At 70.6% G+C, this 15,125-nt stretch carries 12 protein-coding genes and 3 pseudogenes; 7 read left to right on the top strand and 8 right to left on the bottom strand.

All coding sequences use genetic code 11. From position 1 onward, the window contains the following. Positions 1 to 81 precede the first annotated feature (81 nt). From rpmI to MU852_RS08740, 3 genes and pseudogenes are all read right to left on the bottom strand, one after another. Positions 82 to 280: pseudogene (gene rpmI, locus MU852_RS08750) on the bottom strand (50S ribosomal protein L35). A gap of 208 nt (positions 281 to 488) precedes the next feature. Continuing rightward, positions 489 to 1,007: pseudogene (gene infC / locus MU852_RS08745) on the bottom strand (translation initiation factor IF-3). Between the two features lie 126 nt (positions 1,008 to 1,133). Then, positions 1,134 to 2,117, bottom strand: coding sequence for a glycosyltransferase family 9 protein (locus tag MU852_RS08740; protein WP_249749272.1), 984 nt, complete (start codon positions 2,115 to 2,117; stop codon positions 1,134 to 1,136). Positions 2,118 to 2,422: 305 nt separating this feature from the next. Here MU852_RS08740 and MU852_RS08735 point away from each other — a divergent pair, with 305 nt between their 5' ends. Next, the gene (locus MU852_RS08735; protein WP_249749271.1) at positions 2,423 to 3,025 is read left to right on the top strand and encodes an alpha/beta fold hydrolase; all 603 of its coding nucleotides are present in this window, start codon (positions 2,423 to 2,425) and stop codon (positions 3,023 to 3,025) included. On the opposite strand, the gene prmC is transcribed toward MU852_RS08735, so the two are convergent. Beyond that, on the bottom strand, positions 3,022 to 3,939 hold the full coding sequence (gene prmC / locus MU852_RS08730; protein ID WP_249749270.1) for a peptide chain release factor N(5)-glutamine methyltransferase: 918 nt from the start codon (positions 3,937 to 3,939) through the stop codon (positions 3,022 to 3,024). The two genes, MU852_RS08735 and prmC, sit on opposite strands and share 4 nt — an antisense overlap. 77 nt (positions 3,940 to 4,016) lie before the next feature. Here prmC and MU852_RS08725 point away from each other — a divergent pair, with 77 nt between their 5' ends. The 5 genes from MU852_RS08725 to MU852_RS08705 all read left to right on the top strand — a co-directional run bounded on the left by MU852_RS08725 (position 4,017) and on the right by MU852_RS08705 (position 9,168). Further along, the gene (locus MU852_RS08725) at positions 4,017 to 5,297 is read left to right on the top strand and encodes a YihY/virulence factor BrkB family protein (RefSeq protein ID WP_249749269.1); all 1,281 of its coding nucleotides are present in this window, start codon (positions 4,017 to 4,019) and stop codon (positions 5,295 to 5,297) included. Positions 5,298 to 5,465: 168 nt separating this feature from the next. Then, positions 5,466 to 5,894, top strand: a complete 429-nt coding sequence (locus MU852_RS08720; RefSeq protein ID WP_249749268.1) for a DUF2141 domain-containing protein — start codon at positions 5,466 to 5,468, stop codon at positions 5,892 to 5,894. A gap of 145 nt (positions 5,895 to 6,039) precedes the next feature. After that, on the top strand, positions 6,040 to 7,392 hold the full coding sequence (locus MU852_RS08715) for a carotenoid oxygenase family protein (RefSeq protein ID WP_249749267.1): 1,353 nt from the start codon (positions 6,040 to 6,042) through the stop codon (positions 7,390 to 7,392). 66 nt (positions 7,393 to 7,458) lie between these two features. Then, entirely contained in the window at positions 7,459 to 8,601 is a 1,143-nt protein-coding gene (locus MU852_RS08710; RefSeq protein ID WP_249749266.1) for an acyltransferase family protein, read from the top strand. A gap of 96 nt (positions 8,602 to 8,697) precedes the next feature. Continuing rightward, positions 8,698 to 9,168: a CHAP domain-containing protein gene (locus MU852_RS08705; protein WP_249749265.1), complete on the top strand. Its 471-nt coding sequence runs from the start codon at positions 8,698 to 8,700 to the stop codon at positions 9,166 to 9,168. Between the two features lie 3 nt (positions 9,169 to 9,171). On the opposite strand, the gene MU852_RS08700 is transcribed toward MU852_RS08705, so the two are convergent. The 4 genes and pseudogenes from MU852_RS08700 to dnaK form a co-directional block, all read right to left on the bottom strand. Beyond that, the gene (locus MU852_RS08700) at positions 9,172 to 10,083 is read right to left on the bottom strand and encodes a DMT family transporter (protein WP_249749264.1); all 912 of its coding nucleotides are present in this window, start codon (positions 10,081 to 10,083) and stop codon (positions 9,172 to 9,174) included. 10 nt (positions 10,084 to 10,093) lie between these two features. After that, entirely contained in the window at positions 10,094 to 10,843 is a 750-nt protein-coding gene (gene dapB / locus MU852_RS08695) for a 4-hydroxy-tetrahydrodipicolinate reductase (RefSeq protein ID WP_249749263.1), read from the bottom strand. Then, positions 10,840 to 12,044: pseudogene (dnaJ, locus tag MU852_RS08690) on the bottom strand (molecular chaperone DnaJ). Before dnaJ ends, dapB begins: the two are co-directional and overlap by 4 nt. A 176-nt stretch (positions 12,045 to 12,220) precedes the next feature. Continuing rightward, positions 12,221 to 14,134 carry a molecular chaperone DnaK gene (gene dnaK, locus MU852_RS08685; protein ID WP_249749262.1) on the bottom strand — a complete coding sequence of 638 codons (1,914 nt, stop codon included), beginning with the start codon at positions 14,132 to 14,134 and terminating at the stop codon, positions 12,221 to 12,223. Positions 14,135 to 14,361: 227 nt separating this feature from the next. Between dnaK and MU852_RS08680 the strand changes: the two genes are divergently transcribed. Continuing rightward, a complete protein-coding gene (locus MU852_RS08680; protein ID WP_249749261.1) occupies positions 14,362 to 14,979 on the top strand; it encodes an alpha-ketoglutarate-dependent dioxygenase AlkB in 618 nt (205 codons plus the stop codon). Positions 14,980 to 15,125: the final 146 nt, after the last annotated feature.

Below are 15,125 nucleotides of genomic sequence, written 5' to 3'. Positions count from 1 at the left end.
TACGTTCGCTGCGCGGCAGCTCACTTCTTCAGGGGCGTCAGTTCAAATTCGATGCGGTGAGAAGAGGTCGATGCCTGCGCCTTAGGCGTAGGGCATGTAGGACTTGATCTTCTTGGCGTCGGCGTCGGCCATGACGGCGGTGCCGCGGTTCTGGCGGATGTACTTGGGAATTGTGGCTGATCAAGCGGTGACGCTTGCCCGCCACGCCGGCCTTCACCTTGCCCGACGCGGTGAATTTGAAGCGCTTCTTGGCGCCCGACTTGGTCTTCAGTTTCGGCATTTCAGTCTCCTTTTTGGAGGGGCTGCCGCCCTTCGGGCTGCTTGAGCCCGTTGGGGGGTGTCTCTCCAGAGTTTAAGAACCGCCCAGGCATGCCTGTTCGCCCGGCGGTTCGGTACGCGAAGGCGCGGCTTCTACGCGAAGGCCCGATCGAAAGCAAGACGCCCCGGCCTTTCGACCGGGGCGTCCATTGTTCGGCGGCGGATCGCGATCAGCGCGGGGCCAGGATCATGATCATCTGGCGGCCTTCCATCTTGGGCGCGAACTCGACCTTGGCCACCTCGTCGAAGTCGGCCTGGACCTTGTTCAGCAGCTTCATGCCCAGTTCGGGGTGCGCCATCTCGCGGCCGCGGAAGCGCAGGGTGACCTTGACCTTGTCGCCTTCCTCGAAGAAGCGCGTCATCGCCTTGGTCTTCACCTCGTAGTCGTGGGTGTCGATGTTGGGGCGGAGCTTGATCTCCTTCAGCTCCACGACCTTCTGACGCTTGCGCTGCTCGGCCTTCTTCTTCTGTTCCTGGAAACGGATTTGCCGTAGTCGAGGATCTTGGCCACGGGCGGGTCGGCGGTGGCGACGATCTCGACCAGATCCATGCCCGCCTCCTCGGCGGCCTCGAGGGCGGCGGAGGTCGGCATGACTCCTGCTTTTCGCCGTTCTGATCGATGAGCAGAACGCGGGGGAGCGGATTTCCTGGTTCATACGCGGCCCGTCCTTCACGGGCGGCGCTTGCATGGGACGGCGAATGGGCGTCGTTTCCTTATGTGGTCGATGAAGGCTTGCAATTCGATGAGCGGAAGCGCGCGGCTGAGCGCCGCGTTCCCCTCAAGGCCGGCAATATGGCCGCGAAAGGCCGGATTTTCAAGGCGTCGTCGGGGTGGAGGGCGCGCCGGCGACATATTGGTCGTGCAGCTGCAGCACGGCCTGGAAGACGTGATCGACGCTCAGGTCCTCGATCGGCGCGAACTGGCCGCGCGTCTCGTTGGAGGCGACGGTCGCCGTCCGGGGGCCCCACGGCCCGTACAGCCACCACTCGGTCGGGCCGAACAGGCCCAGCGTCGGCCGGCCCAGGGCGGCGGCGACGTGCATCAGGCCCGAGTCGTTGCCCACGAACAGGGTCGCCCGGTCGATGGCGGCGGCCGAGGCCAGGATGTCGCCCTTGCCGACGAAGTCGATGCCGCGAGGACCGGCCGCCTCCAGCGCCGGGGTCGCCGGGGGCCGGTCGCCGGGGCCGCCCACGGGCATGAAGCGCCAGCCGTCGAAGCGCGGCTCGGCCTTCAACCTTTCGACCAGGGCGCCCCAGCGGTCGGCGGGCCAGCTCTTGCCGGGCTGGTGGGCGATGGGGGCCAGCGCCAGGATGGGGCCGGGGCCGGACCCGCCGGCCAGCTGCGGGTCGATGACGGCGGCGGCCTCGGCGCGCGCCCGGTCGTCCAGGAAGATCTCGGGATCCAGCGGCCGGTCGGCGCCCATCAGGCGCGACACCATCTCCACCTTGCGCAGGCCGGTCTCCCAGGAGCGGTTATAGACGATGCGCCGCCTGGCCGGGACCAGATAGGCCAGGGCCGAGCCGCGGATGTCGATGACCAGGTCCCAGCGCGTGGCGACGACCTGTCTCCACAGGTCCAGCCAGTGGCCGGCCATCTTCTTCTTGTCCAGGACGATGGTGCGGACCACGCCGGGCGCCGACCGGAAGAAGGGCGCGGGCGGGCGGCCGCAGGCGACGGTGATCGCCGCCCCCGGAAGCTGGCGCGCGATCTCGCGGATCACGCCCGACGAGATGACGCAGTCGCCGATGCGGTTGGAGGTGACGAACAGGACCTGGGACGGCTGGGAGGGTGCGGACATCGCTTCTTCCGTCATCCTCGGGTCAAGCCCGAGGATCGGGGGCGCGGCGCGAAAGACGCCGGGCGGGTTCACGGCCGAAGCCGCCTGCTGCCCATCCGTGTGCGTCACGCCCGATCCTCGGGTCAAGCCCGAGGATGACGAAGGCGCGGAGTCGGGGCACAAGGGCGCCATGACCGACATCCATTACCTCTCCCGCCCCGACGGCGAAACGCTCGCCTTCAAGCGCGTCGACGGCGAGGGCCCGACCGTGGTCTGGATCGGCGGCTTCCGCTCGGACATGGAGGGGACCAAGGCCGTGGCGCTGGATGGGGCGGCGCGCGCGCGGCTGGAACTATGTCCGCTACGACCACTTCGCCCACGGCCGGTCCTCCGGCGACTGGAGGCGGGCGACGATCGGCCGCTGGCGCGAGGACGCCGTCGCCCTGGTCGACAGCCTGGAAGGGCCGGTGCTCCCGGTCGGATCGTCGATGGGCGGCTGGGTGGCCCTGCTGCTGGCCCTGGCGCGGCCGGAGCGCGTGAAGGGCCTTGTGCTTGTCAATCCGGCCCAGGACTTCACCCAGCGGCTGATGTGGCCGGGCCTGGCCGACCACGAACGTCAGGCCATCCTGCGCGAGGGCGAGACCCTGATCGTGGAGGAGGGGCTGGGCGAATACGTCCTGACGCGCCGCCTGTTCGAGGAGGCGCGCGACTGGCTGCTGCTGGACGGCGCGATCGACATCGCCGCGCCGGTCCACGTGCTGCAGGGCCGCGACGACGACGTGGTGCCGTGGCGGCATCAGGTCGAGCTGGTCGAGCGGCTGACGGGCGGCGACGTGCGGCTGGACCTGATCGCGGGCGGCGACCACCGCCTGTCGACGCCCGCCGACCTGGACCGCCTGGTCGCGGCGGTCGAGGCGATGCGCGCCTAGCCTTCCGCCTGCGGGATCGGATTGACGCGCGGATCGGGGCCGTTGGTGACGACGCGGTCGCGGTCGGCCAGGTCCTTGACCACCTTGACGTCGGCGAAGCCCGCCGCCTCGAACAGGGCCTTGACCTGCGGACCCTGGTCCCAGCCGATCTCGACGGCGAAGACGCCGCCGGGCTTGAGGATGCGCATCACCTCGGGGGCCAGGTCGCGATAGGCCTGGAGCCCGTCCGGCCCGCCGTCCAGCGCCAGGTGCGGGTCGTGGTCGCGCACCTCGGGGTCCAGGCCGGCGATGTGGTCGGTCGGGATGTAGGGCGGATTGGACACCACCAGGTCGAAGCTGTGGTCGCCGAAGCCGGCGGCCCATTCGGTGCGCAGGAAGGTCGCCCGGCCGTTCAGGTCCAGGTTGGCGGCGTTCTCGCGCGCCACCGCCAGGGCCTCCGACGAGATGTCGGACCCGACGCCGGTCGCCGCCGTGCGCTCGCTGAGCAGGGCCAGCAGGATGGCGCCCGAGCCGGTGCCCAGGTCGATGACGCTGAACGCCTCGTGCGGGGCGAAGGCCAGCAGGGCCACGTCCAGCAGGGTCTCGGTGTCCGGGCGCGGGCTGAGCACGTCGGGCGTGACGTTCAGCATGATCTTCCAGAACCCCTTCTTGCCCAGGATGCGCGACACCGGCTCGCGGCGCAGGCGGCGCTCGACCATCGCCTCATAGGCCTGGCGCTGATCGTCGGCGACGGCGCGGTAGGGGTCGGTCAGGATGTCGGTCCGGCTGGCCCCGGCGGCCGCCTCCAGCAGCAGGCGCGCGTCGATGGCCGGGCTGTCGATGCGGCCTTCCTTCAGGCGGGCCTGGGCCGCCTTCCACACGGTCAGCAGGGTCGGGGTGGCGTCGGCGGGCTTTGGGGTCAAGGGGTCGGTCATGTCCGGGTGATTGGGGTTTCGACGGGCGGATTGCAAGCGGCGCGGAACGCGGGGGCGGGCTGGCCGTTGGCCTCGCCATGGCCAAGCCGTCTCGTCCGCCCCTGTCCGCCCTGATCCGTCGCCTTTCCGCCCCGGGCGCGAAGGGAGGGGGCGGCGGCGGCCGGCTGTGGAAATTCGCCGGGGCGGCGCTGGGCGGCCTGGCGGCGGGCGCCGGCGCGGCGCACCTGCTCTACAGCCAGGGACACAAGGTCGGGGTCGAGCTGAGGGCGCCCCGGCCCGAACCCCTGCCGCCCAAGGACCCCACGCCCGAGGACTATGACGCCCAGGAGCCCGGCCGCGGCCGCATGGCCCAGCGTCCCGAGCATATTCCGCGCAAGGGCTGGGTCGACATCCTGTGGCGGACCGGCGCCGCCTATCTGGGCGACCGGGTCGGCTTCGTCGCCGGGGGCGTGACCTTCTTCACCCTGCTGTCGCTGTTCCCGCTGCTGGGGACGTTCGTGACCCTTTACGGCCTGTTCGCCGATCCGGCGGACGCCTGGGGGCGGCTGCAGTTTCTCTACGCCCTGCTGCCCGGCAGCATCGCCCAGTTCCTGGGCGGCGAGATGCAGCGGCTGGCCGAGAATTCCAACAGCCAGCTGACCTTCACCCTGATCTGGACCCTGGCCCTGTCGCTGTGGAGCGCCTCGGGCGCGGTGAAGGTGCTCTTCTACGGGCTGAACATCGCCTATCACGAGGTCGAGCGGCGCAACATCGTCCGCTACAACCTGCTGTGCCTGGGGTTCACGGTCGGCGCCATCCTGGCCGTGCTGCTTACCTCGGCCCTGGTGGTGGGCGTGCCGGTGGTGGTGCGGCTGTTCGGCCTGCAGGAGGAATGGGGCCTGTTCGCGCCGCTGCGCTGGCCGCTGCTGTTCCTGGGCTATGTCGCCGCCCTGACCCTGATCTATCGGTTCGGCCCGTGCCGGCAGAAGGCGCGCTGGCGCTGGCTGACGCCGGGCGCGATCTTCGCCGCCGTGATCAGCCTGACCATCTCCTTCCTGTTCAGCTGGTATCTGACCAACTTCGTGCGCACCGACAGCTACGGCCCGCTGGCGGCGATGATGGGCTTCCTGCTGTGGACCTGGATCTCGGTGCAGGTGATCCTGATGGGGGCCGAGCTGAACGCCGAGATCGAGCACCAGACGGCGATGGACACCACCACGGGCGCGCCCCAGCCGATCGGCGAACGCGGCGCGCGCGTGGCCGACACCGTCGGCGCCCGGCGCGGCAACCCCGCCGCCCTGGCCTTCACCCAGAAGCACGCCGAGGCCATCGCCGATCGGGTCATGGGCGCCGTGGGCCGCCGACGCTCCAAGGGCTGAGGCGGGCGTCCGTTCGCGCTTCGTGAACGGACGGGGGCGGTCGTTGGCGAAGGCGCCGCGGCCGTCGCCGCAACGGCGATGGCGGGGCGGGCGGCGTCGGGCCAGGGTCCGCCCATCGACGGCCGCCGCTCATGGGGAACGGCGCCGCCTTCGCCAAGGACGCCCGCCATGAAGACCGCCTCCCTCTTTCTCACTCCCGCCCTGGGCCTGCTGGCCGCCGGCCTGGCCAGCGCCCCGGCCCTGGCCGCCGATCTGTCCGTGACGTTCGAGCCGGGCGCCGAGACCGGCCGGATCATGGTCGCCCTGTTCGACAGCCAGGCCGCCTATGACGAGGGCCGGTCGGTGCGTCAGGCGGTCGTGGACGTGGCCGCCGGCCAGCGCACCGCCGCCTTCGACGGCCTGCCCGACGGCGACTACGCCGTGCGCGCCTTTCACGACGTCAACGGCGACGGGCGGATGACCACCAACCCCTTCGGCATGCCGACCGAGCCCTACGCCTTTTCCAACAACGCGCGCGGAAACATGGGGCCGGCCAAGTGGGATCAGGCCCGCTTCGCCGCCTCGGGCGCGACCGTCCAGACCGTCTCGATCAAGTGAGCCCGGCCATGACCCCGTCCCGCCGTTCCTTCCTGATGGGCGCCGCCGCGCTGTCGGCCGCTGTGGCCACGCCCGAGGCCGTGCGCGCCGCCGCCGCCCTAGACGCCGCCGCCGACTGGGCCCCGACTGGGCCCCCGACTGGGCCTTGGCGACCCGCGACGTGGAGGGCGACGTCGCCCGCCGCGCCCTGACCCTGGTCCACGGCCGCGTTCCCGAGGGCCTTTCGGGCGTCCTCTATCGCAACGGGCCGGCCAAGTTCCGCCGGCCGGGCGGCGCGGCGACGCACTGGTTCGACGGCGACGGCCTGATGCGCGCCTTCCGCATCCAGGACGGCCAGGCGACGCTGGAGGCCCGATTCGCCGACACGCCCAAGCGCCGCTGGGAGAGCGAGCTGGACGCGGTGGTCACCCCCGGTTTCGGCACCAAGGGCGACGCGCGCGCCCGCGTCGGCTCCAACGACGACGCCAACGCCGCCAACACCGGCGTGATGACGGCCGGCGATCAGATCTGGGCGCTGTGGGAGGGCGGATCGCCCTTGGCGATGGACGCGGCGGACCTGTCGACCGGCGCCTTCGTCACCCTGCGCGACGACCTGAAGGGGATGCCCTTCCAGGCCCATCCGCGCTACGCCCCGGACGGTTCGATCTGGAACGTGGGGGCCTCGGGCGACCGGGCGGTGATCTGGCGGCTGGACCCGGACCGCGGCCTGAGGGACGCCCAGGTCGTGCCCCTGCCGCGCGCCAGCTACATGCACGACTTCACCGCCACGGACCGGCACGTGATCCTGGTGCTTCAGCCCTGGGTGTTCGAGGGGGACGCCATGCCCTTCGTCGCGCGCCTGAACTGGCGGCCCGAGGCGGGGACGCAGGTGATGGTCCTGGACAAGGACGACCTGACCCGGCGGCGGATCTACGACCTGCCCGGCTTCTTCCATTTCCACCTGGGCGACGCCTGGGCCGAGCCGGACGGCACGATCCGCTTCGACGTGGCCGCCAGCGGCGATCCGCGGTTCGCCGTCGACGGCGCCCGGGTGCTGGTCGAGGGGCGCGGCGTCGTGCCGGGAGAGCCCGCGCGCCTGGCCCTGATCACCCTGCGCCCCGACGGCCGGGCCGAGATGACGACGACCGACGCGGTCGGCGAGTTTCCCAAGGCGGACCCGCGGCGCGCAGGCCTGAAGCGCAGCCTGACGGCGCACACCGCCGGCGAGAGCCGGGGACGGCCCCTGCCGACGGGCCTGGCGATCCAGGACTGGAACGCCGGCCGGTCCGACGCCTTCGACTTCGGCGTCCACCAGGTGGTCGAGGAGACGGTCTTCGTGCCCAAGCCCGGCGCGACGGCCGAGCGGGACGCCTGGCTGGTCGGGCCCTCGGTCAACCTGCGCCAGGGGCGCACCGAACTGCACGTGTTCGACGCCGCGCGCGTCGCCGACGGGCCGGTCGCGACCTGGGCCGCCGACCTGGCGCTGCCGGCGGGCTTCCACGGCGTCTGGGCGGGATAGGTCCGTCTGGCGCGGGAATTGCCGGGGGTTCACGGTTCGCAAAGGCTGACGTGCCAAGGTGAGACCATGACCCCCGTCCAGACGCCCGCCGACCTGAAGCCGATCACCGCGCTGCGCTTCGCCGCCGCGCTGTGGGTCGCCGTCTACGCCTTCTGGGAGAACCTGGCCGGCGTCGGCCTGCCGGGCCTGGTGGCCAAGGGCTATCTGGGGGTCGAGCTGTTCTTCGTCCTGTCCGGCTTCATCCTGAGCCACGTCTATCTGGCGCAGGCGGGCGAGAAGCGGTTTTCTTACGGCCGGTTCCTGTGGGCGCGGGTGGCGCGGGTCTATCCGCTGCACATCGCCACCCTGCTGGGGGTCGGGCTGCTGGCCGGCGCGGCGATCGTCGCGGGGATGAGCGTGGATTCCAACGTGCTCAGCTGGTCGTCGCTGCCGGCCAATCTGCTGATGGTCCACGCCTGGGGCCTGGCGCCGGCGGCGGGCTGGAACCACCCGTCGTGGTCGATCTCGGCGGAGTGGTTCGCCTATCTGTGCTTCCCGGCCTTCGCCTTCGTCTTCTGGCGCCTGCGCGACAAGCCGGTCGTGGCCGTGCTGGGCGCGGCGGCCTTCCTGGCGGTGCTGTATTTCGTGTTCGAGCAGTGGGCGGGTTTTCCGCTGACGGAAGCCACCATCCGCTGGGGCGCGCTGCGCATCGTGCCGTGCTTCGCTTTGGGGTGCGCCCTCTATCTGGTCTATCGCAAGGCGCCGCTGAAGGCGCCGGGCCTCAGCGCCGCGATCTTCCTGGCGCTGATGCTGGCCAGCGCGGCCCTGGGCCTGTGGGACGCGATCACCGTGCTGCTGGCGGGCGGGCTGATCCTGTCGCTGGCCTCGCTGCCCAACGCCCGGGCCGGATGGCTGGCGTCCCGCCCGGCCGTCTATCTGGGGGAGATCAGCTATTCGGTCTATATGGTCTGCGTGCCGTGGAAGCTGCTGGCGGTGAATCTGGCGGCCAAGGCGACCGACGCGCCGGACAAGCAGCTTCACGTTTTCGTGTGGTTGGCGATCGTGGCCCTGCTGCCGGTCGTGGCCGCCGTCTCCTATCACCTGGTCGAACACCCGGCGCGCAAGGCTCTGCGCGGCTGGGGCGAGCGTCGCAATAAGACTTCCGCAACGAATACAAAGGACGCGGATACGTCGAAAGGGCTTGCCCCCGGCGGCGAACCCGTGGCCTAGTTTCCCGACCTGAGGCAGGTCGGGATACGCCACAGCATGACGAAACGGTTCACCGCCGCCGCGGTTGCGGCGACCCTTGGATTTTTTGCGGTCGGCGTGACGCCCTCCGCGGCCAGGGCCGACGACCCCTATTGGCAGTGCGTGACCTTCGCCCGGATGTTCTCGGGCATCCAGATCTTCGGCGACGCCTGGACGTGGTGGCGCCAGGCCGCCGACAACTTCCGCACCGGCCGCCGCCCCGAAACGGGCTCGGTGCTGGTGTTCCGCCCCGAGGGCCGCATGAGCCGGGGCCACGTCGCCGTCGTCTCCGACATCCTGACCGACCGCGTGGTGCGCGTGACCCACGCCAACTGGGGCGGCAGCCGCGGCAAGGTCGAGGAGAACGTCACCGTCGTCGACGTCTCGCCGTCCAACGACTGGAGCCAGGTCAAGGTCTGGTACAATCCGATCAACGACCTGGGCACGACCGTCTATCCGACCTACGGATTTATCTACAAGGGCGCGCGCGACGCCTTCGACGCCGGCCGCCAGATCGCCAGCGCCGCGACCGGCCAGGGCCAGCAGTAGCGCTCAGACCGGCGGCGGGGTGGCCTGGACCAGGCGCTGGCGACGCCGCACGTGCTCGCGCCAGGCCGTATAGAGGCCGCTGGCGCCGATCAGGCCCGCGCCCGCCAGGGTGGCCAGGCTGGGCGGACTGGCCAGCAGCCACCAGCCGAAGCCGATCGCGCCCACGATCTGCAGATAGTCGAACGGCGCGACCACGGCGACGGGCGCGCGCTGCAGCGAGGCGGTCATGAACAGCTGGGCCAGCCCGCCGGTCACGCCCGCGCCGACCAGCAGGGCGTAGGTCGCCGGGGCGTGGACATGGCCCACGAAGGGCAGCAGCAGCGCCCCCACGGCGGAAGACGCCGCGAAGAACCAGAAGACGATGGCGGCGACGTGCTCGCTGTCGCGCAGCTGGCGCAGGGTGATGGTCACCCCGGCGGTCAGCAGCGCCGCCGTCAGGCCGAACGCCAGCCCTTCCAGCGGGACGCCCCCGGCCGCGCCGGGCCGGGTCACCACCACCACGCCGATGAAGCCGACCGCGACCGCGGCCCAGCGGCGCGGGCCGACCGGCTCCTTCAGGATCAGGAAGGACAGCAGGGTGGCGAAGACCGGCGCGGTGAAGCTCAGCGTCGTCGCGTCCGCCAGCGGCAGCAGGGTCAGGGTCTGGAACACGCACAGGATGGAGGCGATGCCCAGGGCGCTGCGCCCCACGTGCGCCCACGGCCGGCGGGTCGACAGGGCCTTCAGCCCGCCCTGGCCGGTCATGACCCAGGCCAGCACCACCGGCAGGCCGAAGAAGGCGCGGTAGAACAGCATCTCGGGCGCGACCACGCCGTCCAGCGAGGCCAGCTTCAGCAGGGCGGCCATGACGGAGAAACAGCCCGCCGCCGCGACGCGCAGCGCGATCCCCCGGCCGATGGCTTCCGACGACGACACGGCGGCCTCCTCAGGCCTGGCGGAAGCCCAGGACGTCCTGCATGTCGTAGAGGCCCGGGCGGCGCGTGCGCACCCAGGCGGCGGCGGCCACGGCGCCCTTGGCGAACAGGGACCGGTCGATGGCCGAATGGCTGAGGGTCAGGACCTCGTCCTCGGAGGCGAACATGACGGTGTGCTCGCCGATGACGCCGCCCGCGCGGATCGAGGAGAAGCCGATCTTGCCGACGGGCCGTTCGCCGGTGATCCCGTCGTAGGGCTTCAGCCGCAGGTCCGCCAGGTCCGAGAACCGGCCCTCGGCCGCCGCCTCGCCCAGCATCAAGGCGGTGCCGGACGGCGCGTCGATCTTGCGCCGGTGGTGGGCCTCGGCGACCTCGATGTCCCAGTCCTGGGCGTCCAGCCGCTGGGCCGCGTGCTGGACCAGGCCGATCAGGATGTTGACGCCCAGCGAGAAGTTGCCGCTCTTGACGATGGCGATGCGCTCGGCGGCCTGCTGCAGCGCCGCCTCCTGCTCGGGCGTGAATCCGGTGGAGCCGATCACCAGGGCGGGTCCGCCGCGTTCGGCCGCCGCCTGGGCCAGGGCCAGGGAGGCGTCGGCGGTGGAGAAGTCGATCACCACGTCGCACAGCGACAGGTCGGCCTCGTCGCCCCAGTCGATGCGGGCGGCCACGACCACGTCGTCGCGCGCGTCCAGCACCTGGGACACCGCCCGACCCATCCGGCCGCGATAGCCGGAGATGCCGGCGTGGAAGATGGCGCTCAAGCCGCGTTCTCTTTCGACCCGTCCGCATCCTGGTTGCCCAGGATGTCGGCCCAGAAGCGCTTCGCCTTTCCGGCGAAGCTGGAGTTGCGGGGGTTCTGCTCCTCGCCGAACGACAGGGCAAGCTCCTGAAGCAATTCCTTCTGGCGGGCGGTCAGGTCGGTGGGGGTCTCCACGAACAGTTCGACGACCAGGTCGCCGCGCCCGCGTCCGTTCAGGTGCGGCATGCCCTTGCCCTTGATGCGGACCGTCTTGCCGGTCTGGGCGCCGGCGGGCACGTCGACCGAGGCCTTGCAGCGGCCGTCGCAGGCCTCGGACACCAGGCAGGGGGCGTCGACCACCCCGCCCAGGGCCGCCACCGTCATCGGCACCGGCACCGTGACCAGCAGGTCCAGGTTGTCGCGCTCGAACAGTTCGTGCGGGGTGACGGACAGGAAGACGTACAGGTCGCCGCGCGGGCCGCCGCGCTGGCCGGCGTCGCCCTCGCCCGACAGGCGGATGCGCGAGCCGTCGTCCACGCCGGCGGGAATCTTCAGGTTCAGGGTGCGGGTCTTGCGCACCTGGCCGTGGCCCTGGCAGGTCGTGCAGACGTCGGCGGCGGCGATGCGCTGGCCGGCGCCGCCGCAGGACGGGCAGGTCCGTTCCATCTGGAAGAAGCCGTTGGCCTGGCGGATGCGCCCGGCGCCGCGGCAGGTGGCGCAGGTCGTGGGCTTGGCCCCCGGCTTGGCGCCCGAGCCCTCGCAGGTTTCGCAGGTGGCGGTGGCGGGGACGGAAATCTCGACCTCGGCGCCCTTGTAGGCCTGCTCCAGGGTGATCTCCAGGTCGTAGCGCAGGTCGGAGCCGCGGCGGGGGCCGCCCTGGCTGCGGCCCTGGCGGCCGCCGAACGCATCGCCGAAGGCGTCGCCGAACACCTGGGAGAAGATGTCGTTCAGGTCGTTGAAGCCGGCGCCGCCGCCCTGGCCGAACGGATTGCCGCCGCCGCCGTTCACCCCGGCATGGCCGAAGCGGTCATAGGCGGCGCGCTTCTGGTCGTCCGACAGGACCGCATAGGCCTCCGAGATTTCCTTGAACACGGCCAGCGATTCCTCGGAGCCGCCGTTGCGGTCCGGATGGTGCTGCATGGCCAGCTTGCGATAGGCGGCCTTCAGGCCGGGCGCGTCGATGGTGCGCTCGACGCCCAGAACTCGTAGTAATCACGCGCCATCGGGCGTTGGTCCTCATACTTCCCCGGTCGGCCCCGCCGTCGCGCCTCTGGCGGACGCTGGCGGGAAACGATGTCCCGGCTGACATGGGGGCCGGGACGGATGATGCAAGTTTCATGAAAAGACCCCGCCCATCGCGAGACAAGCGGGGTCCTGTCATTTCAGCGACCTGATGCGATCAGGCGCTCTTCTTGTCGTCGGCGTTGTCGGCGTCCGAGACTTCCTCGAACTCCGCATCCACCACGCCGTCGTCGGCCGGCTGGCCCTCGGCGGCGTCGCCCGCGCCCTGCTGGGCGGCGTACATGGCCTCGCCCAGCTTCATCGAGGCCTGGACCAGGGTGTTGGTCTTGGCCCGGATGTCCTCGGGATCGGTCCCGTCGCGAGCGGTCTTCAGATCGGCCAGGCCGGTCTCGATGGCCGTCTTCTCGTCGGCGCCGACCTTGTCGCCGTGTTCGGCCAGGGCCTTCTCGGTCGAGTGGATCAGGCTGTCGGCGGCGTTCTGGGCCTCGACCAGGTCCTTCCTGGCCTTGTCGGCGGCGGCGTTGGCCTCGGCTTCCTTGACCATCTTGTCGATGTCGGCGTCCGACAGGCCGCCGTTCGCCTGGATGCGGATCGACTGCTCCTTGTTGGTCGCCTTGTCCTTGGCCGAGACGTTGACGATGCCGTTGGCGTCGATGTCGAAGGCGACCTCGATCTGCGGCATGCCGCGCGGGGCCGGCGGGATGCCCATCAGGTCGAACTGACCCAGCATCTTGTTGTCGGCCGCCATCGGACGCTCGCCCTGGAAGACCCGGATCGTCACGGCCGACTGGTTGTCGTCGGCGGTCGAGAAGGTCTGGCTCTTCTTGGTCGGGATGGTGGTGTTGCGCTCGATCAGGGGCGTGAAGACGCCGCCCAGGGTCTCGATGCCCAGGGTCAGGGGCGTCACGTCCAGCAGCAGCACGTCCTTGACGTCGCCCTGCAGCACGCCGGCCTGGACCGCGGCGCCCAGGGCCACGACCTCGTCCGGGTTCACGCCCTTGTGCGGCTCCTTGCCGAAGAAGGTCTTCACCGCTTCCTGCACGGCCGGCATCCGGGTCATGCCGCCGACCAGCACCACCTCGTCGATGTCCGAGGCCTTCAGCCCGGCGTCGGCCAGGGCCTTCTTGCACGGCTCGATGGTGCGCTGGATCAGGTCGCCGACCAGGGCTTCCAGCTTGGCGCGCGTCAGCTTGATGTTCAGGTGCAGCGGACCGGACGCGTTCATGGTGATGAACGGCAGGTTGACGTCGTACTGGGCGGTCGAGGACAGCTCCTTCTTGGCCTTTTCCGCTTCCTCGCGCAGGCGCTGCAGGGCCAGCTTGTCCTGGCGCAGGTCGACGCCCTGTTCCTTCTTGAACTCGTCGGCCAGATAGTCGGCCAGGCGCACGTCGAAGTCCTCGCCGCCCAGGAAGGTGTCGCCGTTGGTCGACTTCACCTCGAAGACGCCGTCGCCGATCTCCAGGATCGAGACGTCGAACGTGCCGCCGCCCAGGTCATAGACGGCGATCTTCTGGCCGTCGTTCTTCTCCAGGCCATAGGCCAGGGCCGCCGCGGTCGGCTCGTTGATGATGCGCAGCACTTCCAGGCCGGCGATCTTGCCGGCGTCCTTGGTGGCCTGGCGCTGGCTGTCGTTGAAATAGGCCGGGACGGTGATGACGGCCTGGGTGACCTTCTCGCCCAGATAGGCCTCGGCGGCCTCCTTCATCTTGGTCAGGGTGAAGGCCGAGATCTGCTGGGGCGAATAGTCCTTGCCGTGCGAACGCACCCAGGCGTCGCCGTTCGGGCCCTTGACGATCTCGTAGGGCACCATGCCCTTGTCCTTGGCCACGATCGGATCGTCGAAGTTGCGGCCGATCAGGCGCTTGATGGCGAAGAAGGTGTTGGCGGGATTGGTCACCGCCTGGCGCTTGGCCGGCTGGCCGACCAGGGTCTCGCCGCCGTCCTGAAGGGCGACCACCGACGGGGTGGTGCGGGCGCCTTCGGCGTTCTCGATGACCTTGGGGTTCTTGCCGTCCATGACGGCCACGCACGAGTTGGTGGTGCCGAGGTCGATGCCGATGATCTTGGCCATGGGCGTTCTATTTCTCTCCGTATCGGCGGGCGATGCGGCGGCCTTCGACGAAGCGCCGCGCGTGACCGCCCCCAGTGGGTTGGCGTTGAACTTTCCGGATAGCCCCAGTTTTCTCGGGGTTTCTCCGAAGCTGGCCCCGATATGGGAAACACCCCTAGGGCCGCAAGGCCTTGATTGCGATCCGAAGGCCTTTTGCGGGGATGCGGGGCGGGCCTATGTGAAGGCGCATGATCCCGCTTCCGCCAGAAACGCCCACGGCGACCCCCGGCTTCCGGCTGTGGCGCGGCGCCCTGGCGGCGTCGGCTCAGGCGGCGCTGGTCGAGGCGGTGATGCAGGGGCTGGAGGCCGCGCCCCTCTATCGGCCCGTCACGCCGGGCGGGCGGCCGCTGTCGGTCAAGATGAGCAACTTCGGACCGCTGGGCTGGGTGTCGGACCGGGCCGGCTATCGCTACCAGCCGACCCACCCCGAGACCGGCCGACCCTGGCCGTCGATCCCGCAGGCGCTGCTGGAGCTGTGGCGGGCGACCGTGAACTGGCCCGATCCGCCCGACGCCTGCCTGGTGAACCTTTATCGCGACACGGCGAAGATGGGCCTGCACCAGGACCGGGACGAGGCGGACCTGAAGGCGCCGGTGCTGTCGGTGTCGCTGGGCGACACGGCCGTGTTCCGCATCGCCGGCGCCGACGGAAAGACCTCGACGCTGAAGCTGGAAAGCGGCGACGTCTGCGCCCTGGCCGGCCCGGCGCGGCTGGCGCGCCACGGGGTGGACCGCGTCCTGGCGGGATCGTCGCGACTGATCCCCGGCGGCGGGCGCATCAACCTGACCCTGCGCCGGGCGCGCTGATCTTGCCGTCGTTCCGGGACTGAGCGAAGCGATGAACCCGGAAGCCACGGCCGCATCCACGATCTGAACCGCATGGTGGACGGGCCGGATGACGGCCTCCTGGGTTCCGGGTTCGCCCTGCGGACGCCCCGGAAAGACGATGTCTG

The sequence above is a fragment of the Brevundimonas albigilva genome (genome assembly GCF_023503965.1).
GTDB lineage: Bacteria > Pseudomonadota > Alphaproteobacteria > Caulobacterales > Caulobacteraceae > Brevundimonas > Brevundimonas albigilva.
Note: the sequence above shows the minus strand (reverse complement) of the source record. Positions and strands in the feature narration are given on the sequence as shown.

Excerpts from the sequence above, each read along its gene's own strand:
- MU852_RS08740 (WP_249749272.1), bottom strand. The coding sequence starts at position 2,117 with ATGTCCGCACCCTCCCAGCCGTCCCAGGTCCTGTTCGTCACCTCCAAC.
- MU852_RS08735 (WP_249749271.1), top strand. The coding sequence starts at position 2,423 with ATGGGGCGGCGCGCGCGCGGCTGGAACTATGTCCGCTACGACCACTTC.
- prmC (WP_249749270.1), bottom strand. The coding sequence starts at position 3,939 with ATGACCGACCCCTTGACCCCAAAGCCCGCCGACGCCACCCCGACCCTG.
- MU852_RS08725 (WP_249749269.1), top strand. The coding sequence starts at position 4,017 with ATGGCCAAGCCGTCTCGTCCGCCCCTGTCCGCCCTGATCCGTCGCCTT.
- MU852_RS08720 (WP_249749268.1), top strand. The coding sequence starts at position 5,466 with ATGAAGACCGCCTCCCTCTTTCTCACTCCCGCCCTGGGCCTGCTGGCC.
- MU852_RS08710 (WP_249749266.1), top strand. The coding sequence starts at position 7,459 with ATGACCCCCGTCCAGACGCCCGCCGACCTGAAGCCGATCACCGCGCTG.
- dnaK (WP_249749262.1), bottom strand. The coding sequence starts at position 14,134 with ATGGCCAAGATCATCGGCATCGACCTCGGCACCACCAACTCGTGCGTG.
- MU852_RS08680 (WP_249749261.1), top strand. The coding sequence starts at position 14,362 with ATGATCCCGCTTCCGCCAGAAACGCCCACGGCGACCCCCGGCTTCCGG.